The organism is Paraburkholderia haematera, from assembly GCF_905220975.1.
GTDB lineage: Bacteria > Pseudomonadota > Gammaproteobacteria > Burkholderiales > Burkholderiaceae > Paraburkholderia > Paraburkholderia haematera.
In genome coordinates this window covers 207,655-227,882 of record NZ_CAJNBK010000005.1, presented here as the reverse complement: position 1 = coordinate 227,882, position 20,228 = coordinate 207,655, and the positions used below count along the sequence as shown (strand labels likewise).

18 protein-coding genes are annotated in these 20,228 nt (G+C 60.2%); 8 read left to right on the top strand and 10 right to left on the bottom strand.

All coding sequences use genetic code 11. The features are described 5' to 3' along the window. Nucleotides 1-3: 3 nt before the first annotated feature. On the bottom strand, nucleotides 4-2,139 hold the full coding sequence (locus tag KHO23_RS12550; RefSeq protein ID WP_211611545.1) for a serine/threonine protein kinase: 2,136 nt from the start codon (nucleotides 2,137-2,139) through the stop codon (nucleotides 4-6). 415 nt (nucleotides 2,140-2,554) lie between these two features. On the opposite strand from KHO23_RS12550, the gene KHO23_RS12545 reads away from it, so the two are divergent. From KHO23_RS12545 to KHO23_RS12520, 6 genes are all read left to right on the top strand, one after another. After that, nucleotides 2,555-2,830, top strand: coding sequence for a hypothetical protein (locus KHO23_RS12545; protein WP_211611544.1), 276 nt, complete (start codon nucleotides 2,555-2,557; stop codon nucleotides 2,828-2,830). An 88-nt stretch (nucleotides 2,831-2,918) separates the two neighbouring features. Next, the gene (locus KHO23_RS12540) at nucleotides 2,919-3,203 is read left to right on the top strand and encodes a hypothetical protein (RefSeq protein WP_211611543.1); all 285 of its coding nucleotides are present in this window, start codon (nucleotides 2,919-2,921) and stop codon (nucleotides 3,201-3,203) included. 183 nt (nucleotides 3,204-3,386) lie between these two features. Further along, on the top strand, nucleotides 3,387-3,614 hold the full coding sequence (locus KHO23_RS12535) for a hypothetical protein (RefSeq protein WP_211611542.1): 228 nt from the start codon (nucleotides 3,387-3,389) through the stop codon (nucleotides 3,612-3,614). A gap of 355 nt (nucleotides 3,615-3,969) precedes the next feature. Beyond that, the gene (locus tag KHO23_RS12530) at nucleotides 3,970-4,254 is read left to right on the top strand and encodes a DUF3303 domain-containing protein (RefSeq protein ID WP_211611541.1); all 285 of its coding nucleotides are present in this window, start codon (nucleotides 3,970-3,972) and stop codon (nucleotides 4,252-4,254) included. Nucleotides 4,255-4,261: 7 nt separating this feature from the next. Next, on the top strand, nucleotides 4,262-5,905 hold the full coding sequence (locus tag KHO23_RS12525) for an MFS transporter (protein ID WP_211611540.1): 1,644 nt from the start codon (nucleotides 4,262-4,264) through the stop codon (nucleotides 5,903-5,905). A 591-nt stretch (nucleotides 5,906-6,496) separates the two neighbouring features. After that, the gene (locus KHO23_RS12520) at nucleotides 6,497-7,768 is read left to right on the top strand and encodes a glycosyltransferase (protein ID WP_211611539.1); all 1,272 of its coding nucleotides are present in this window, start codon (nucleotides 6,497-6,499) and stop codon (nucleotides 7,766-7,768) included. A 553-nt stretch (nucleotides 7,769-8,321) separates the two neighbouring features. Here the strand turns inward: KHO23_RS12520 and KHO23_RS12515 are convergent. Then, a complete protein-coding gene (locus KHO23_RS12515) occupies nucleotides 8,322-8,477 on the bottom strand; it encodes a hypothetical protein (RefSeq protein WP_211611538.1) in 156 nt (51 codons plus the stop codon). Nucleotides 8,478-8,514: 37 nt separating this feature from the next. Here KHO23_RS12515 and KHO23_RS12510 point away from each other — a divergent pair, with 37 nt between their 5' ends. Next, nucleotides 8,515-8,727, top strand: a complete 213-nt coding sequence (locus KHO23_RS12510; protein WP_211611537.1) for a hypothetical protein — start codon at nucleotides 8,515-8,517, stop codon at nucleotides 8,725-8,727. A 330-nt stretch (nucleotides 8,728-9,057) separates the two neighbouring features. Further along, complete coding sequence (locus KHO23_RS12505; RefSeq protein WP_211611536.1) at nucleotides 9,058-9,813, top strand: WecB/TagA/CpsF family glycosyltransferase; 756 nt, start codon at nucleotides 9,058-9,060, stop codon at nucleotides 9,811-9,813. Nucleotides 9,814-9,861: 48 nt separating this feature from the next. Here KHO23_RS12505 and KHO23_RS12500 read toward each other — a convergent pair whose 3' ends face one another. The 8 genes from KHO23_RS12500 to KHO23_RS12465 all read right to left on the bottom strand — a co-directional run bounded on the left by KHO23_RS12500 (nucleotide 9,862) and on the right by KHO23_RS12465 (nucleotide 19,502). Next, nucleotides 9,862-11,049, bottom strand: a complete 1,188-nt coding sequence (locus KHO23_RS12500; RefSeq protein ID WP_211611535.1) for a glycosyltransferase family 2 protein — start codon at nucleotides 11,047-11,049, stop codon at nucleotides 9,862-9,864. Next, nucleotides 11,049-12,275 carry a glycosyltransferase family 4 protein gene (locus tag KHO23_RS12495; protein ID WP_211611534.1) on the bottom strand — a complete coding sequence of 409 codons (1,227 nt, stop codon included), beginning with the start codon at nucleotides 12,273-12,275 and terminating at the stop codon, nucleotides 11,049-11,051. Before KHO23_RS12495 ends, KHO23_RS12500 begins: the two co-directional genes overlap by 1 nt. A gap of 45 nt (nucleotides 12,276-12,320) precedes the next feature. Next, complete coding sequence (locus KHO23_RS12490) at nucleotides 12,321-13,793, bottom strand: hypothetical protein (protein ID WP_211611533.1); 1,473 nt, start codon at nucleotides 13,791-13,793, stop codon at nucleotides 12,321-12,323. Between the two features lie 31 nt (nucleotides 13,794-13,824). Continuing rightward, the gene (locus KHO23_RS12485) at nucleotides 13,825-14,796 is read right to left on the bottom strand and encodes a hypothetical protein (protein WP_211611532.1); all 972 of its coding nucleotides are present in this window, start codon (nucleotides 14,794-14,796) and stop codon (nucleotides 13,825-13,827) included. A 63-nt stretch (nucleotides 14,797-14,859) separates the two neighbouring features. Then, complete coding sequence (locus KHO23_RS12480) at nucleotides 14,860-15,756, bottom strand: glycosyltransferase family 2 protein (protein ID WP_211611531.1); 897 nt, start codon at nucleotides 15,754-15,756, stop codon at nucleotides 14,860-14,862. A gap of 67 nt (nucleotides 15,757-15,823) precedes the next feature. After that, a complete protein-coding gene (locus KHO23_RS12475; RefSeq protein WP_211611530.1) occupies nucleotides 15,824-18,010 on the bottom strand; it encodes a polysaccharide biosynthesis tyrosine autokinase in 2,187 nt (728 codons plus the stop codon). Further along, nucleotides 18,001-18,456, bottom strand: coding sequence for a low molecular weight protein-tyrosine-phosphatase (locus tag KHO23_RS12470; RefSeq protein ID WP_211611529.1), 456 nt, complete (start codon nucleotides 18,454-18,456; stop codon nucleotides 18,001-18,003). Before KHO23_RS12470 ends, KHO23_RS12475 begins: the two co-directional genes overlap by 10 nt. Beyond that, the gene (locus tag KHO23_RS12465; RefSeq protein WP_236066815.1) at nucleotides 18,453-19,502 is read right to left on the bottom strand and encodes a polysaccharide biosynthesis/export family protein; all 1,050 of its coding nucleotides are present in this window, start codon (nucleotides 19,500-19,502) and stop codon (nucleotides 18,453-18,455) included. The genes KHO23_RS12470 and KHO23_RS12465 overlap by 4 nt, the downstream gene beginning before the upstream one ends. Nucleotides 19,503-20,228 lie beyond the last annotated feature (726 nt).

Here is a 20,228-nt window from a genome sequence, read left to right as displayed (position 1 = left end):
CTCTTAAGGCGCGTGCGGCCTGGTCGTGATCGGCGCGAAGTCTGCAACGATATGATCCTGACCGTATTTACCGGCGATCTGTGCAAGCCGTGTGTCCAGTGCACGCAGATAATCGGCACGTGACTCGCTTTCGGGCCGCGGCTTGTCGAATAGCTGTGCCGGCGTAATCAGCAGCACCACCATCTCCGATCCGAACGGCTTCGAAATAATCCAGTCACCCGCGCTGCCGATGGTGGCCGCATAGTGCAGGGGCGCCTGATTGTCCTTCGCGCGCGGGCTCGGCACCATGTGCACGACGCTGCCGTCGAGTTGATAGTAGTCGAGGTTCACGTACGAGTCGTAACCGGGCGTCGTCACGTCGACCACCAGCGGATCGCCTTCGCTCAACTGGCCACCGGGCGTTCGTACATGCAGCGACGCAACGTGGCCTGCCTGCCAGTTACGGGTCCAGTAGGGAGCGAGCGCTTTGACCATGTCGCATTTGTCGTCCGCGAGCGGCTCGACCTGGAGCGTCAGCGTGTCGACGCCCGGCAATGCCGCCAACGTGTCCTTCAAATGGGCTGCGCCGTAGCGTTGCGAGACGTAGCCGCGTACCGTCAACGAATGGTCTTGTGCAGAAGCGGACAGCGCCGAGCACGGCACCTGTGCGAGAACCGGTGTGACGGCGGCTAAGGTTAGCGCGGGTTTGGGCGCGGGAGGTGCAGGAGCTTGCGTCGGGGCGGATGCAACTGGCGCGGCCGTTGACGGCGGCACCGGCGCGGTCGCTACCGGTGCGGCAAAAACAGGCGTCGCCGTCGAAGCCACCTGAACCTCTGGCGCTTCCGAAGCCGGTTGTGGGCCACTCTGCCGATTCGGCGCTGATCGCAAAGCAAACACACCGACAGCGGCGGCACACACCACCGCGAAACCCGCAAACCCCGCCTTGACCAACGTACCCGACTTCTCCGCACGCGCTTCGTTGTCGAACTCCGCGATGAAACGCACGACACTCGGCATACGTGTGTTGCGATCGAACGAGAGCGCGGCGCGCAACGCGCGCCACTGTTTCGCATCGAGATTAGGTGGACGCAGCGGTTTGAAGTCCGCATTGCGGGCCTGCGTCGCCGACAATCGGTCGAACGGATGGTGGCCCGTCAACAATTCATACGTAATGCAGCCGAGCGCGTAGATGTCGTCGCGCGGGTCCGGCTCGCGATGCTCGATCATCTCCGGACTCGCATACGCGGGCGTCAATGCACCGAGGCTGCCCGGGTCGAACACGGTGGCGTCGCTCTCCTCTTCCGGCCGCTGGAACACGCGGGCGATGCCGAAGTCGATCACCTTCACTTCGGCATTCGTCGTGAGAAAGACGTTGGCGGGTTTGAAATCGCAATGCACGAAGCCGTGTTCGTGCGCATAGGCCAGCGCATTGCACATGCCGCGCACAATCGGCAGCGCGGCGCGAACCGGCATGCCCTTATAGCCCGGCGTGCGCAATAGCTGGCTGAGCGGCTTGCCGGTGAGGTACTCCATCGTCAGGTAGACGATCGGCCCGTCGCGGTCGAAGTCGTACACCGTGATGATGTTGCGGTGCGCGAGCACCTGCGCCTTGCGCGCCTCGCGTTGCAGCGCGACCAGCGAATTCGGATTGCCGCGAAACTGGACGTTGAGCACCTTGATCGCGACATAGGGTTTGCGATCCGACGCCTCCAGCTTGCGCAAATCGAGCGCCTTGTACACCGTGCCCATCCCGCCGACGCCCAGGCATTCCTCGAGGACGAAGCGGTTGTTCAGCGTGTCGCCGGTGCCTTTGATCTGGTCATGTTCCGGCACACCGGCGGCGCTGCCTGCGCTTGCCGGGCTTGCCGGGTTTGCACTGCTCGCCGGGCGTACCGACGGTATCTCGACGGTGGTCTGCATGCCGGTTTCCTCGCCGCCGGCCGCCACGTTCGAGACCCGCAACTGCTCGATACGCCGCCGCACTTCGGCATAGAGATCGTCGGGCAGAGGGGATTTGCGATGCGCGACGCCGAGCATGTCCAGCAGCTGCGTGGGACCGAGCCCTTCGGTCGTCAACGTGCTGTCGAGTTGAGCGACGAACTCGTCACGTGACAACTCGCCGTTCTGATAGTCGCGAATCACATGCGCAAGGCTAGCCATTTGTGCGAAGCGCCCCCGCTGCCGTTGGGCCGGATCGCATGCGACCGGAGCCTTTCGGGCTGATAGAAAACCTGTCGTAACCAGTTACATGTGCCGCTTCGATACTAGCTCCCGACCCGCGCTTTCGCAAACCAGGATTGCCCCGCTGCGTGCACTGCCGGCGAGTGTCTTGCAGCGTCCAACAGAATCCGGCGCGTTGTTGGGTCCGCGCCGTCAGCCGCCAATCGTCTGCTGGTGGCCGTGCTACCGCCCCGACGCCGCGCCGTGGCGCGAAAGCCTTGTGTATCAAGCCTCCGCCAACTTTCTTAGGAGGCACGAATAAAACAGGCACAGCCCATGCGTTAGTGACACTCGAGCAGACAAGATGCTCGAACCCAACCGCAAGACTGTGATGTTTCCTTCCAGGAGATTTACCATGAACACGCTGATGATCAAAGACCTGTCCCTTACCGAACAACTCGACAGCAAGGCCATGAGCGCCGTACGCGGCGGCTGGGGCTACCCGTCCACGTCGTACTTCAACTTCAGCCCGGTGGTCGCGCCGAACAACAGCAAGAACGTCGACGCCACGCAGTTGATCAGCAACGAGATGAACATCCAGAGCGCCAACGGCAACAACGTCGCGTTCGCCGCAGGTCTCACCTCGACGATCAATCCCTGCGTCACGTCGAGCAACAACATCCACGTTTAAAGCCTGATTCGGCGAAGCGAAGGGGCCTTCGGCCCACTCCGCTTCGCCCCGATCACGCCCGTCTTCCGCGCACCTTTGGAGAATCACCATGTCATCCCTCATGATTCGCGATCTGTCCCGCACCCGCGAGCTCGACCGCCGAGCAATGTCGACGGTGGCCGGCGGCACCGGCGGCAGCGTGCCCGGCCTGCCTTCGGTGGCCGGCCTCAGCGGCATCGCCAATGTCAACGTCTCCGTGAACCAGAACCTCAGCCAGATCCAAACTGTTAATGTTGCCGCCCTCAACAACATCGGTGTCATCGGCGCGGGTTTCGTACCGTTGAATCTGAATGTCAGCCCGTCGCTGTGGGGCGCCAATTACGCCAACGTTTAACGGCGTGCGGTAGCGAAGGGCCGGGGACTTCCCTACTGCTGCCTGTTTGCATCCAGACGGCGAGTTGCAGGCAGATTTCCTATACTGATAGTGCGACGAGACCACCGCACACATAAACGCACACCCGGGCCGCGACTGGGCAACCGCACCAGCCGCCGGCTCGATTACATCCCTGGAGCTGCCATGGCAAAGCTCGTCATCAAAGACCTCACCGAGAGCGTCGAACTGGACCGCCAGGCGATGGCCGCCATTGTCGGCGGCGCACGGATCGGTGCGCGAGCGAGCGTCGCCGTACAGACAGTGCCGGCTTCCGCACGCGTTGTTGAATATCCACCGGGTTTTCCAGCGGCGCATCAGGCTATTGCCGATGTGCCCGCCGCCGCAGTGCCGCGCCGTTCCCCGCGCAGCTAGACTCCGGCTCAGACGCTCGCAGCAACGGCACGTGCTTAACGCTCGTGCCGTTTGCGTTTCATGTATTTGCGTTTGTTCCGTTTGCCATGCGTACGCGTGCCGGTCGTGCCGCTTGAGCGCATGGCGCGCTTCGAAACTGATCGATACCGACATCGTCGACAGCCCTATCAAGAATGTCTTTCTTGTAGGACGCACGAGAGGCTGGCAATTAGAAACATATGTAGCCGCCACGCTTTCCCGGCAGCGGCCGACTTGTTCGATTGACCTGGTGAATGTCCGTACGCAGCGACGTTTGTGACCGTGCGTTCAACTATGATGCTTAGGATGCCACGTAGTTTCATCTTGGAGACACGCAATGAAATTCATCGTGCAATGGAATGGTCTGCCGACCGCCGAAAATTCCGTCATCGAGCGCTTCATGAAAACCGGCGGTCAGGCGCCTGAAGGTGTCAAATTGCTGGGGCGCTGGCATGCGATCGGCGAGTTGCATGGCTTCGCGGTTGTCGAGGCGGAGGACACGCGTGGACTGTCGGCGCTGGCGCTCGAATGGGGCGACTTACTGACGATGCGCATCGTCCCCGCGGTGACGGACGAGGAACTCGGCGCGGCATTGGGCGCGTATCAGGCCGCGCGCAAGTAGGACGGTCATGACGCCCGGTTTCGACGCGCCTTTGCCTTTACCCAGCGGACAACTGCTGCCGTTTCGCGAGTCGCTGCTGGCGATGCTCGGTATCGCTTTCGTCTCGATGCTGGTCGCGCTCGATCAGACCATTGTTGGTACTGCGCTGCCGCGCATCGTCGCCGATCTGAAGGGCTTCGACCTGTATGCGTGGGTCGCGACGGCTTACATGCTGGCTTCGGTGATCACCATTCCGATTTTTGGGCGGTTAGGTGATCTGTTCGGCCGCAAGCCATTTCTGATTGCCGCGATTCTGCTGTTTACTGGCGCGTCGGTATTGTGCGGGTTCGCCACCAGCATGCTGTTGCTGGTTATTTCGCGCGGCTTGCAGGGGATAGGCGGCGGCATTCTGATCGGGACGGTATTCGCCACCGTCGCCGATCTGTTCCCCAATCCGAGGCTGCGGCTGCGCTGGCTCGTGTTCGTCACGTCCGCGTTCGGGGTCGCCAATATGGTCGGGCCGACGCTCGGGGGCATTCTCACCCAATACGGCGGCTGGCGGCTGGTGTTCTTCGTCAACGTGCCGGTCGGCGTCGTGTCGCTGCTGTTCGTGCAGCGCTTTTTGCCGCCGCTGCGTCACCTGCGGCGCAAGGGCCCCGTTCGGCTCGACTGGCTCGGCGCGTTTGTGATCGCGGTCACGTTCGGCGCGCTGCAATTATTGATTGAGCTGTTTCCGAAACATGGCGTCGACACGATAACCATCGTGCTCGCCGTCGTAGCGGCGAGTTTTGCGCTGACGTTGTGGCTATGGGAGCGACGCATCGCGTATCCGATCGTGCCGGTGGATATGCTGTTGGACCGCAAGCTCTCCGCGCTCTTCGCGATGTCGGTGCTCGGCGGTTTTGCGCTGTTTTCGCTGGTGTTTTATGTGCCGCTGCTGTTTCAGGGTGGCTATGCGATGTCCGCGCACGACTCCGGCATGCTGATCACACCGCTATTGCTCGGCACGACGGTTGGCAGCGTGGTGAACAATCGAATCGTCACACGGATCCGCCGCGCGAACGGCATCATGTATGTTGGTTTTGCTTTGTCCGCGTTGGCTTGTCTGAGCGTGATTGTGCTCAGAGGGACCGAGCCGCACCTGGTGTGGCTGTCGTGCATGGGTATTAGCGGTCTTGGACTCGGTCTGGTGGCGACCAGCCTGACAGTGTGTTCGCAGCAGATCGTTGCGCGCGACCAGCTCGGCGCGGCAACTGCGCTGCTGCAATCGCTGCGTACTTTCGGTGGGATGCTGGGGACGGTGATGACCGGTGCGTTGCTTGGGCATCTTTATACGCAGGGCGTGCATCGCTCGCTTTCTTCGTATCAGGCGACGCAGTGGTTTAAATCGTTTGCGAGCCCTGAGTTGCTGGTGGACCGCGCGGAGCAGGCGGCGTTGATCAATCGCCTGGTGAGCGCCGGGCATGCGGGTGATGCGATGATGAATTCTGCGCGAGATGCGCTCGTGCAGTCGATTCATATTGGCATTCTGGTGGCGGGGGCGGCGGCGTTGATTGGGTTGTGTCTGGCTTGGTTTGTGCCGCCGGTGAGGATTAGTTATACGGAGGGGGAGTTGATGCCCGGCGAACAGACGCAGGCTGATGCGCTTCAGTCGGGGGGGAATGTGCTTTGAGCAACACGTCTCTCAAGCTACCGCATGGAATCCTTGTGTGAACTGAAAAAACCCGAATTAAAGGGAATATTCGACACACTACCCACGCGAACGGTGGTCAGAAAGCTTGACCGGACAATTGTGATTTCTTACCATTGGCGCCGCCGCTTGCGCACCTACTACCAACTGGTTTTCACCCAGGCGCGCCCATAAAACAAGGCCAAAACTAAACAACGAGGTCTTCCGGGGTTCTTGCATGACAATGGATGAAGACATCGCGCACGTGGCGCGTGTGATGGAGCCGTCGTTGCGCGCATTTCGTGGTGAGCCTGTGCTGCCACCAGCATATTGGCGAAAGCGGCTACAGCGCATACAGGATGAATTCTCCCTGACCGCATTGCAGATGTTTCAGATCGAGCGTTTGCTTGGGGAGTTGGATCGGTTTGAGGCGGAGCGGTGCCGGAGGATTTAGAGGGCCTAGCGCGCGGGATCGGAGCACGCGTTGCAAAAACAGGCCCTACCAATTGGCATGACTATTGCTCAATAGCAGTGCGCGAAATCGTTCGCGTCACTTCTCCACATGAGCGTCGAGCCAATCCGGCCGCCCCCGACATGCGTATCCTGATCGTAGCTGCCCAATTTCCCACCCTCTCCGAAACCTTCGTCATTGAGCAAGCGAATGCGTTGAAGCACGCGGGCGCCGACGTCGAAGTGTTGACGCTCCGCCCAGGCGATCAGGATGTCCTTAGGTCGATCGCAACGGAGTTCCCGGTTCACGCGGTCCAGCCTGACGGCGTAACCCGCGCAATGAAGCTGGCAACACTCCTGGCGTTTCCGGTCCTTGCGATGCTGTCGTCGCGCGGCCGCAAAGCCTTGCGCGCGGCGATCTCGGCAGTTCGCCATGGGCTCGTGTCTCACGCGAAGCAGATTGTGCAACTGTTCAATCAAGGCTCCGTCCGCCGATACGACGCGATCGTCGCGCACTTCGGCCCGACCGGCGTCGCAGCACAGTATCTTCGCGAGGCGGGCTTGATCGAAGGCGCTTTAGGGACCGTCTTTCACGGCTACGACGTCAGCATGACCGAGGTCGTGGAACGCTACGCTCCGCACTATCGCAGGCTGTTCGAGTCGGGCGATTTGTTCATGCCCGTCAGTGAATTCTGGGCAGAGCGGCTCCGCGGATGGGGTTGCGATCACCGGAAAATTCACGTCGTACGCATGGGCATCGACGTCGATCGATTCAACTATGCCCCCCCGGTTCCGCCTGAGCGCCAGTTCGAACTGCTCGCCGTGGGACGGCTGACGGAGAAGAAAGGCATCGAATACGCGATTCGCGCGGTCGCAATGATCGACGCGCCGGTGAAGTTGACCGTGATCGGTGGAGGTGAACTTCTCGAACCGCTTCGACAGCTTGTGGCAACGTTGAATGTCGAGGAGCGCGTGCAGTTTCTCGGCAAACAGGCGCACACGGAAGTCGCACGCCGGTTGCGTCACGCGAACGCATTCCTGTTGCCGTCCGTCACGTCCAGCACCGGCGACATGGAAGGCATACCCGTCGCATTGATCGAAGCGATGGCGACCGGCTTGCTCGTCATCTCGTCAAGGCATAGCGGCATTCCCGAACTGATTGACGATCGGCAAACCGGGTTCCTCGTCGACGAGCGCGATGTCGAGGCACTGGCCAAGGTCATCGAAGCGATCAGTCGCGGGCAGTTCGATTTGCCGGCTATCACGCGTGCCGCCCGGGAGACTGTGGTTAGGCGCTTCAATTCTTCGGTCGAGGCGTCCAGGTTGATCGACCAATTGCGCCTTGTCTGCAAGGCGAATAGCGTGAATCATCCAGTCGCAACAAACCGTTTTCACTCAACCTCGACTTCTGCATGACGCGTCGCGGATGCTAAAGGATGTTCCCTTTATCCGTAACGTAGTAACACGTCCCCCGTAACACTCCCCTACTTTAGACACTGCGGATGGTTCTTCCGCGTGTCCAATTCCGTATCGACAAACACGAAAGGCACTTAACCGAGTCCTTGACGCTTAAGAACGACCGATGTTTTGCCCCTTAAGCGATATGGCACGCAATCTGCTTTTATCAGTGACAAAGGGACGACGGGGAGTCCTTGCCAATCTGGAGATCGAACCAGTTTTCTATGGCTCGACTCGAGCGCATATCCCGTTTCCCGCAATCATTGAAGCGTGCCGATATGCGTCGATCCAATTATCTGTCAACACCATCCGACTCTCAACGTCACATTCCCACGCTGAGGCTTTCACACGCAGCGTGGCTCCTGATCGCGCTTTGTAACGCGGGAACCGCACACACACAAACGGATTGGAACTCGTCGTCTACCAACAAGGGTTCGTACGCTGCCACCTATGGCACGTACAGCGACGACACGTCTGACACCGAGAGCGACTACACCGCCTTGGTGCCTCGTCAGTCGAGCCTGCCGCCGTCTTCCAGCTTTGCGTCGACAGGCACACACCAGGGCAGCACATCACGTCGATCCGCGAGCGCGACTTCGCGCAGTGCGCTCGACTCCAGCTTTACAGGCAACACCGGTACGTCTGCTTCGCGTGCGGCCCGGAGCAAAAACCGCTCAGTAACCGACCCGACTTCTAGCGACTATATGGGTCAGTCCGATACGGACGCCGGTTCGTATATGACCACGACCTTGTCGCCCAAAGCGGGCGCACGCGCGACCGGCAGCAAAAACCGCGCGCTAAAAAACATCGACGCGGGTGCACCGGGCATCTATCTGGGCGGCCAATACAGGACCACGGACGACGCTTCGGCAATCTATGCGCCGGCATGGAAGGCCGATCCGTATCCCGTTTATTGACGCAATCAGTTTGGCATGTGTTCAAGGATTGAATGCTTTAACTGGCAGTCCGAATGACAACATAAAACACCGGGGAAAGAAAAATGACACATCTACGCCGATACACACAACGGGCGCAAACAGGAGCACTCATCCGAAAGCGCCCGTCATAGCACGCTGATCGCCTAAGCAAGACGCTCCGTCCGACACACCGCCTTTCAGACGAATCACTCGTCTCGCTTCGTCACGCCTTGACGTTCTGACGCCGTGGATAGCCGACCCGCTCGAGTCGCGCCAACACAAGACGGACGCACGCCGGACTTGACCGCCAACCTATACGCGAAACCGACTATGACAAGCAACGCACTGCCATTCAGAAATACTCGCGATCTGCTCAGCCACACCAATCTGCTTGATAACGAAGACCATGTGTTCGACATGATCAACACCACGCAAAGCGTTGCAGAGCACCCGATCATTGTTTCGTGGGTAAATGCGCACGCTGTGATGCTAGCTAAAAACAATCCCGCGTTTTCTGAAACGCTGTCGCGATCGGATCTGATTTTCCGCGACGGTATCGGCGTCTCCATTCTTTTGCGTATGCTCGGGATCGATCCGCGCGGCAACATGAACGGCACCGATATGATTCCGCATATCGTTCGCGCTTATCAGGGCCGTTCGATTGCGCTGTTCGGCACCGCCGAGCCGTATCTGTCGCAAGCCACTGAAGCCTTTGGCCGCCAGGGCGCACGTGTCGTCGCAACGATGGACGGGTTTCAGAATCCGCAAGCGTATGTCGAACGTCTCGAAGGGCTCGACGTGGATCTGGTGGTATTGGGGATGGGCATGCCCAAGCAGGAAGGTGTCGCCGCACTGCTGGCCGAGCGCATCGCCAAACCATGCGTGATTCTCAACGGCGGCGCGATCCTCGACTTCATGGCGGGACGTTTTCCGCGCGCGCCGCGCGTGTGGCGTCAGCTAAAACTGGAATGGCTGTTCCGCATGATCCTCGAACCTAAGCGACTGTGGCGCCGGTATCTGCTGGGCGGTGTGAGCTTCGTCGCGCACGCGGCGCAGATTGCGATTTCCGCTCGCATGGAACGGTAGTTGCCGGTTGGCGAGTCCGCGGGTCTGCGAATCAGACCCGGCACAAAATCACTCCCGATCGCTACGAACCCAGCCCACGCGACGACCCACGATCAGGCTGACATACATCGGCACTTTGCGCAGCATATAGAGCGGGATATATAACGCGTCCGATCCGGCAAGCAGATCGCGACCGCTCGTCCACCATGCCATGACGATCGCACTCGCCGTCAAACACAGCGACGCGCATTGAATCACCACAGGGATCACGCTGCCGCCCAGCGCATGAAAGCACGCACTGACGGCGAAGCACGCTATCTGCGCAAACACCAGCAAGGTCAGCGGCACCACGATGAGATCGAGCGCCGTTGCCAGACATGTCCACGAACGACGCATGATCGCCGATAGCAGCAAACGCGGAAACATATGCGCAATCGTGCTCAGGTGCCCCTGCTCCCAGCGCTTTCGTTGCGCGTGGTGTCCTGTGTCCGAAGACGGAAGCGGGCTGGTCACAAGCGCTTCGGGACAATAAAGCGGCGGCCATCCGGCCAGTGTCAGATCGATCCCAAGCGCGAGGTCTTCCACGATATTCGGCGTTGCGAGTTGCACACCGGAGAGCACCGGCCATGGAAATGCCATTCCGCTGCCATTCAGCGAACAGGGTGCAGCGAGCCCAAGATTGCCGAGCGGCCGAACGTGATTTTTCAAACGCACCGCAAACGCCGATACACGCGCGCCAAGACCTGCCGACAGAGGCGCGTTCAATGCATAGCGCGCTTGAACCGGGCGCGTTGTCGCATGGGCGAGCTTCGCCAGCTTGCCGATTGCGCCCGGCGCGACTTCGCAATCGGCGTCGATGAAGATCACGACATCGGGCGCGCCAGACTGTGCGAGATGCGCCACGCCATAGTCCAGCGCGAAGCCCTTGCCTCGGCGCCGCGCATCGTCGCGAACGAGTACTTCCGCACCCGCTTTCATGCCGACGTCGGCGGTGTCGTCGGTGCAGTTGTCCGCGACCACGACGACGCGATCCTGCTTGCGCAATTGCGGCAATACCGTGGCCAGCAACTGCGCCAGCATCTTCGTTTCATTGTGCGCAGGCACGACGACGGCGATGCGCGGTGGCGTTGCGAATTCGTCCACACAAGACGATCGCCGCCTGAATGTCGCTACCATTACCTGAACGAACAGCATCGCCGAAGGAACCGACACGATCAGAACGGCAACCGTCAAGATTGCATTCGCGGTCTCGCTCATCACCATCCCCTCAGGTTCGACGGCTCCAACTGCCCCGCAAAAAGCCGCGCCAACAGTCCCGCCTCCCGCGCCTGATCGTGACGCTCCTTGATCAGACGCCGCCCTCGATCACCCATTTCCGAATGCGTGTCTTCATGCGCGGCGATGCATTGGCGAATTGCGCCAGACAGCGACTCGACCGAGCCGGGCGAGTAAAGCCAGCCGGTTTTATCGGTCTGCACGAGTTCAGGAATTGCAGCGATATCCGCGGCAATCACGGCCCGCCCCAGCGACATGGCCTCCATGATCACGATCGGCAAGCCTTCGGCAAAACTGCCCAGCACCAGGCCGCGTCCTGCGATCAACGCGTCGCGGACGCCCTCGGTGTCCTTCCAGCCCGTAATTTGCACGGCATGCTCGATCCCTTCGTTGCGAATCAGCGCCTCGATTTCCGCACGCATTTCGCCATCGCCGATCAGCATCAGTTCGAGATCGGGAATATCGTCGATAACATTTGCCAGCGCTCTGACCAGCAACATGTGACCTTTCTGCGCCGCAAGACGGCCGACACACACGAGCCGCCTGGGATGCGCGGGCGTCGCATAGCCGGTCGCACCGAACGACGCGTCGATCCCGCATCGGACGATCACCACTTTCTGCCAGTCCTCATACGCGCACCATCGATAGATCTGACTCGCGCAGAAATCGCTGATCGCAATGACGAATTTCGCATGTCGCACCTTCTTGCTGAGTTTGATGAATTCGGGCTTGTCGAACTCGTCGGGACCGTGGACTGTAAAGCTATACGGAATACCCGACAGCGTCGACGCATGCATCGCCACCTCGGTAGAATTAGTGCCGAAATGCGCGTGCATATGCGTGATGCCACGGCCTTTCATCAGACGCGCGAGAAGGCATGCTTCGGCCAGGGTGACGATGTGCAGTGCAACACTGCGGTCGCTTTTTCGCACCATTCCCAGCGCATGACCCAGTGCCCGAAAGAAGCACCCCGTATTGGCAACCAGTTGATAGATCGCGGCGAACAGCAGCGGCAGCAGTCCACCGCGAAGCAGGTATTCGGTCAGGTTGCGCTCGGCGATATCGGTCGGGTCCACCACATTCTCGGTCCATCCGCGTATCGCATAGCGGCACACCTGCACGCCATGGCTCTCCAGTGCGAGGATTTCCCGCCGGATGAAACTATGACTGACCTTAGGGTATTGATTGACCACGTATGCGACTTTCATTTTTATTCCCCGCCCTCTCACCTTCAGATGCAACGTCGATTTCCACTAAGCTTTGAGCACTTCCAGACGTATCGCAGCAGCAGGCCCCGGATGCTTCAGCACATGAACGACGCAAAGCGGCGCACCGTCGCGCGGCATGGCAATCGAGTCGGTTTCCTTCGGTCTGAGAGACCGCGTTGCGCCAAGGCGCTGCGCGCCATCTCCGGTCCGGATCTCGAACGAGGCCTCACACTCGCCCGTACCGGACGCGTTAATCCGATAGACGCTTCCCGCTTGCGGGTTCGTGTACCAACGCATCGCGTCTTGCCATTTGAACCACCTCGCCGGCGACGCGTCGTCTCTCAGGTAGAGAAGTTTTCGACACACAAGCGGTTGATCGCTCGCGGGCAGCATGAGCAGTCCGCTCGTCGTGTCGAATTCACAATCGGGCTGGCCGGTTCCATTTGCAAAGGTCCACGGTCCGCGCATCGACAGCAGGTTCATGTCCGACCATGGTGTTGGCGCAAATCTCGCACCGTTCGCGTCCAGCCATCCTTCGACGGACATCACCGGTCGCAGCGCATCGCGTATGCGCGTCAAATCCGTCTCCCAACCGCCGTTCCACGCGCCGGTTCCGCTTCGCGACTGCGACCATGCACTGCCGATCTCACCGTAGAACGCAAACGTGCCGACGGTCTGATCTACAAGGCGCGCGCCGAATGTCTTCAGCGTGCGCGCAATGGCGCGCGCGTGCGGGAACGCTAAACTCACTTCGTCGAAATCGCGCGGCAACATCAGCAGGGTGCCCATCGCGAACGGCCCCGTGTAACGCGTGCCGCCGTCGCGGTCTTCCAGGGTCGCGGGAAACATTGGGCCGCTGCGCAGCGCGTTGGCGTTGGCGGCCACGGCTATTGCATGAGACAGTTCGAGCAATTCCGCTTCGTGAATGCGCAATAATCCCCCGGCAGTCGATACGCCCGCCGCGCGCGGCCCGTCGGGTCTTTCGGGCGAGCCCCAACCGCTGCCGGCCGCCTGGACAACCGTGTACTTTTTGGCACGCCACATGCGGGCGTTGGCGTCGTACTTCATGCCGTAGACGGAGTGAATCAATCCGCTCGCACGATCATAGATCTCACAGTGACCATCTGTGCCCGTCGCAGGTTGCGTATCCGCAGGAAAGTGCGGAATCACCACGTTGCGATGGCGCAATTCGTCGGACACCCACGGCCCGTGAGCGTCTTGCGTACCAGCGATACTGACAGCCGGATCGGACAACGTTGCTTCGAACACGCGGCTTGAAAACGGTCCCTGCTCCAGATACGCCCGGTTATTCGTTGCGGGGATCGCCGTATTTCCAAGCACAGGATTCAGCGGCCTTGCATTCCACAATGAGCGCGGCGAGAAGGGCTTTTCGAACAGATCCACTGATTCTGGCTGCGGCTGTGCATGCGCGACGCTGCTCAATGAAGCGAACCTGCCAACCATCGGCGCGATCGCGATCGACTTCGCCACCCGCCGTCGAAACATGTCCGTTTTCACGCCACTGCTCCTGTCGAAGACCCGTACAAGCTCACGTCCCTTGCTTCAAGGCAAGCGCCCGGAATAGCCGCTTTTTGAACCCGTCGATCCGGTACTTGATCAGCAGCCTGGCCGTCGCGGCCCACGCGCCGAATGTCGCCTGAATCCACACCACGGAAGACAACTCAGCGCGCGACTTGCCGTTACGCAACGACGCGGCGGCAAGCCGGTACTCAGGCATCAGCAGATAAGGCCCGGCAAAGTGGCAGATCGCGGGGTGCACCAGACCGTCGTATCGCTCGAAGCTGCAATAGCCGACGATAGGGTCGATCTCCAGCGTACCTTTCAATCCGGTCGGCGTGCGCATCAAGCGTCCACCGTCCCGGTACAGATTCAGTAATCCAAGTCTCGACAGCGCGAGTGCGATCACCGTTTCATCGCCCGGTCCGCCACGGTCGAACGCTTTCAAGCCGTAGTGCCGATAGTTGTTGAAATACTCGCGCGCCGCTGAAAACACCGCAGTCGCTACCGGCGAACGTCTGAAGTAGTAGACGCCGCCGTTGAACTTGGGAAACGCTTCGCCGCCGACCTTCGTCAGCGCGGCGCGCAAGTCGTCGACATACTCGTCAGTGCCGTCGATCGGGGTCAACAGATCGACGATCGGCGTGATCGGATAGCGGCGAATCTCGTCGAGTTCATCGCCGAAATCGCGCGCTGCAATGCAGTCCGAGTCGATGAAGAACGTCTCTTCGAATGGCGAATAGCGGTCCAGCAGCAGCTTTTGCGCAGTGGCGATCGGCATCGAGTGATCAACCGGAATCAGTACGTCGCAGTATCCGCGCATCGTTTCGCTGTCGGACACAATCGCAATCGGTATGCCCGGCATGTTACGTCGCAACGACAACGATAAGGTCTCAGCCTGCTTCAGATAGCGGTCAGCACCGATTGCGATCGTGATGAAGCCCAAACCTCTGAAGCGCGCCGCATTCCCTGCTGTCGCGCCGTGTACCGTATCTGTGCCCATCACGTCACTCCCACGATGTTCGACCAGCCAACGCCCGTAGAGATCGGACCGCTTCTCGCGGCCCTAAGCACGGATCGCACTCAATACGCTCAATGCACTGTGGCGGATGCTCGCGCGCAAGATTCTCAGAAACAGCGCGGGTGAGGCGCGCCATCTGAACAAACGGAGCCAGTCTCCAAACGTCGGACGCGTGCCGTAGAACGGCGAGAAGATTTGCATATACAAACGGTGATGAAGATGCTTCGGCACGTCCAGATGCTTGCTCGATATCAGATCGAACGCGCGTCGCAGTGAATGGGTGTTGGCGGAGATGCGGTCGCGTCGCGGGTCCACATAGCAGACGTAAGTCGCGTCCTTCTCCCTGAGCGCCGCGCCGTGCGACTGAATCAACCGCATGAACATCTCGAGATCCTGCCAAGCGGGAAGATCCTTGTCGTAGCCACCTATCTTCAGAATCCGCTCGAGCGGGCAGAAAATCTGGTTACCGATAAAGTTATGCGTGAACAGATCCGCGTAGCTGACCGAGTCTTTCCGGTCCACCGTGACGGTTGCGTTAACGCCGTCCGTCATCACGCTCTCCGTGAAGAGGCAAGAGATGGATTGGGCCGCGTCGCCCAGCGATTCCCATTTCGCTACCAGCAACGCGATCCGGTCGGGCAGAAACTCGTCGTCGTCGTCGAGGCCGGTGACGTATTGCGCATTGGCGAGACGAATCGCGAGGTTACGCGCAGACGGCGCGCCCATCGATTTCTCCGTATGGAACACGGTCAGGCGCGGTTCACGGGCAGCGAGTGCGTCCAGGAACTGGCGCGTGTCGTCGGTCGAGCCGTCGTTCACGACGATTGCCGCAATGTTCGTGTACGTCTGCCGGAACACCGACGCGAGCGCCCTCTCCAGCAGAACCCGCCTGTTCTTCGTCGGAATGATGATCGCAACCTGTCTGCACGCGTTTGCGTTCAAGCTCCCGGCCGGAGTCTCCGTGGACCGTGGTGCGCCAGCTGACGGCGCACGCTCGATGAGGCGCAGATCAGCGCGCATGGCTGTAGTACCCGGCGCCGTACTTGACTCGCTGCTGCGGGATATCGGTCAGAAGCGCGCCCTTGATCGACACGCCCGCATGAAGAAGGCGGTTCGCCGTCTCCGTCACTTCGCCGATCGGGCTATGACCGAAACGGAACACCAGCAATGACACACCTGCGTGCTTACAGATCAGTACCGGATCGGTGACGGCGAGTACCGGCGGGGTGTCGATAATCACGACATCGTATGCGGCTGAGCATTCCTCGAGGACCTTCGTAAAGCGCTCGCGCAGCAACAACTCGGACGGATTCTTTTCGTCCGAGCCGCGCGGCAGCACATCAACGCCAGGCAGCACATCGCGAACAATGCTGTCGTGCAGATCGCGACCGCGGATCACGTCCGACAAGCCCTGCGAAGGCGGCATGCCCAGCACGGTATCGAGAACCCCGCGCCGCATGTCACCGTCGATCAGCAATACACGCTTGTCGCCGCTCGCAAGCACGGCGGCAAGGTTTAGCGCGATGAACGACTTGCCTGCTTCGGGGCGTGGGCCGGTTAGCGCGATGATGTTGTTGGACGCTTCGCCAAGACCGAACTTCAACGCGGTGCGCAGACTGCGAATACCTTCTACCGCGATATCGTCCGGGGCGGCCAACGCGAGCACGTTGGCATCGCCCGGCTGGTTGCGACCGAGGCGCCGGTTCATGCGACGCTGCGCAAAGCTTCGCGGTACCGCCGCAAACACCGGCACGCCGAGTGCGGTTTCGATCTCGCTCGCCGTCTCGACGCCGCCAAACACGGCGCGTCTCACGAACGACAGCCCTACGCCCGCGAACAGACCCAGCACCGACGTGATCGCAACGATGATCCAGCGTTTGGGCCACACCGCTGTCTCGGGCGTCACCGCGAAATCGACAAGCCGCACATTGCCGAGCTGCCCCGCCTTCGTGATCCGCAATTGCTGCGCACTGTCGAGCAGACTCGTATAAAGCTCCGTGTCGACACGCACGTCGCGCAGCAAACGCAGTGCGGATTGCTCGGTTTCCGGCAGCCCAGCGACATTTTTGCTCAGCAACTCCTGTTGGCCTTGCAGCGCCGTGATCTGAGAATCCAGCGCGACGACCGCGGGATGCGTGTCGGCAAAGCGCTGGCTCATTTCCAGACGGCGCTGCTGAAGCTCGGTGAGTTTCGCCTTGTTATCGACAACCTGCTGCAGCAGCAAACGCTCTTCTTCCGAGATGTTCGCCGTACCTTTCCTGTTACGGAAATCGTTATAGCGCGTCTCCGCCTGCTCCAGTTCCTTGCGCAGATCCGGTAGCTGATGGTTCAGGAATTCCAGCGCTTTCTCCGCGTCCGCGGACTTGCGATCGATGTTCTGCTGCAAATAAGCGTGCGCCAGAGAATTGACGATGTCGGCGGTGCGGGTTGCGTCGGTGCCATCGAGCGACAGCTTGATGATATCGGCCTGCTTGCTCTTCTCGTCGATCTTCAACGCGTTTTGCAGGGCGGCAGTCGCCTGGAGCGGCGATGTGCGCATCAACCGGAACTCGGTGCCCGGTCGCGCGACCAGACGATCGACCATCAACTCGACAAACCGGCCGCGCGCCAGCGTACCTGCCGTGCCATGCAACACCGGCTGACGGTCTGCGTCGAATAGATCGTACGCACCATTTTCCCTTGCGATTAGCGTGTAACGGGTTTCGTAGTCGTCGCGCGGCACGTCGAAGGTGGACACGGCGATCTTCTCGCCGCCCCACGCGAATTTCGACAGCCCCGGAACCGGTGACGCGAGCTCTTCGCTCCCGTTCAAACGTGCGATCGCCGCGCCGATCACCGGAAAATAATGCGGCGAAGCGGTGATGTCCAGATGCAGGTTATGGACAGCCTGATCGGCCACCAGCCGCGACTTGACCACTTCGATTTCAGACGCCGCGGTCTGCTTGGTATCGAAAATCGACGCGAGCCCATTCAATGCGCCTTGCGCGGGATTGATGCTCTCTTCGATCTGGAACATTGCGTCCGCACGATAGATCGGACTGGCGAGCAGCGAATACGCGACGCCGACACACGCGCCCGCAATGGTCCACGCCGCGATCATCTTCCATTTCTCACGGACCACGGAGAGATAGTTGGACAGATCGATCTCTTCATCGCCGGCCGGCGCGATACGGTAGGGTTTTTGAATTAGTTGCATGTGCTTGAATAGGTGAGGTTGCCGATCAACTCGAGCCAGTGTTCGAGTCCGCAATCGATCTGGGCGAGGCATGCTTCGAATGCATCACGCCCTAACCGGTATGGATCTACAACGTCGATCTGGTCTTTATGGCCGAGCCGGTACACCTTTCCAATCGCGAACGGATGCGCGATTTCGATGCGCTTGCATTGCGCTCGCGTCATTGCGAGTACGATCTGCGCAGACCTGACGTGATGCAATTCGAGTTGTCTGCCGACATGCGTGCCGATATCGATCCCACGTTCCACCATCAAGCCGCATGCAACCGGATCGGCGCGCTGCCCAACCAGCGCACTCAGCCCCGCCGACATCACATCGACACCCGGCAACGCATTGGCGAGAAGACCTTGAGCCATTGGGCTACGGCAAATATTGCCTTCGCAGACGATGAGAATTTCGCTGATCATTTGGCTATCAACGCACCGGTAAGCGCTGCATTGATACCCGGCAGCAGCAGTTGAAGGACACGGCTAAAGCGCACCAGACCGTTACCGTCCACGTAGACGACATCGCGCGGCTGCAACTCGAACTGGTTGGCCAGCACCATCGATACCGGCGATTGCCCGTCGAGATGGAAGACCTTGAGATCGTTTTGGTCCTTGCCGCGAATCACATAAATTTGCGCCGCATCGGCACTCGCGGTGTTGATGCTGCCCGCCTGAGAAAGCGCATCGCTCAGGGTGAGCGTGCCGGACCTCATCGGCACGGCCGTGGTCGGACGGTTGACCTCGCCCATCACATAGACGCCGTTGTCGTCACGGGCCACCACGCGCAGCAGATCACCGCCCTTCAACACGATCTCTGCCGGATTGACGCCCTTCGCGATCATCTGTGACAGATCGAGCCGGTACGTCGCGCCGTCCCTGACGAGGATCATGCGGCTCTGGTCGGCTGTCGTCGCGAAGCCTCCGGCCCGGCCGATCGCTTCGTACAAGGTCATCTGGATATCGTTGACCGGCTGCGGACCCGGCAGCTTGACCTCGCCATCGACATATACCTGCTGCGATCGGTACGACGCGACACGTACCGTCAGTTGTGGCCTGATGAACACCTTGGCGAGCTGCGCGTAAAGCTCGACGCGCATTTGCTCGACCGTCTTGCCGAGCGCCGGCACGTTGCCGACATAGGGGAATTGCACGTTGCCGAGGCTATCGATGACAAAACCTTGCGGCGGATCATTCGGGCGGCTCGTGGCAGGCGCTGTTTGCGTTCCCAACGCGGCATTGAGTTCCGGGTGGTCCCATACCGTGATCTGCAGCACGTCGCCTACGCCGAGCCGATACGCGCCCGCTTTCGCAAACAGCGTCTGGTTCTCTTCGACGCTCTTGCGTGCGCCGGCATCCTGTATCTGCCGGATCAACGTGAGGTCGATCGGCGTAATGGGAATACCCAGATCCGACGCGGGGGTCGCTTCGCCCGCACTGACCGCCGGCACGCTCGGCGATTTCCCCATCTTCATGCCTGGTGCAACAGCGCATGCGCCAAGTGTGGCCGTTATTGCGGCGCAGGCGGCTGCGCGAGCCAACGCGCGCAGAAACGGCCTGGCGCTAATCCCCGTGGATAAATAATGATTCACCAACGCCTCGTATTTTATTTAGAGCTACTGTCTCGCCTGCCCGCCAGTTGCGCGGATGGAGCAGCGTCTCTTCTCTCATGCAACCCGAACGTCGAACCGCAACGATCGGCCCCCGATACACTTCTCGATCTAGTAGGCTGCGAAGGCCACACCGTTGTTCTTTCGATTAGATCCGGCGGCGCGCCTGCAATAAAATTATCTATATTCGAACCAACAGCACTTCTGGTCTGAAATTCTGTTTTTTCCTTTATCAACTCAACCTTCCCCACCCTGGCGTCCGTCAAACGCGCGTTCGATGCAAGCGGCGTCAGGAGGGGAGAATTCATCGCTTATTCCTCTAACGCAGAAAACGTGCCATCCGTACGGACATTCGCAAAAGAAGCGGACATGTCTTTCCCATCCCCTTCAGATAGGGGACCTCGTCGATTTTTGTTCGGCGTGGCATCGCGGAGATCTGGTGTGGCGCAGAAACGTTACGTGACATCGCTTGCGTGCCGTCCAAGTTGTTACGTAACCCGCAACCGGCATTCGGATGGGGCAGTCACAACACGCTGCATCAAATGCGCTTCTTTGCAATAGCTTCGTACAGCCGCCTGTCCGTCC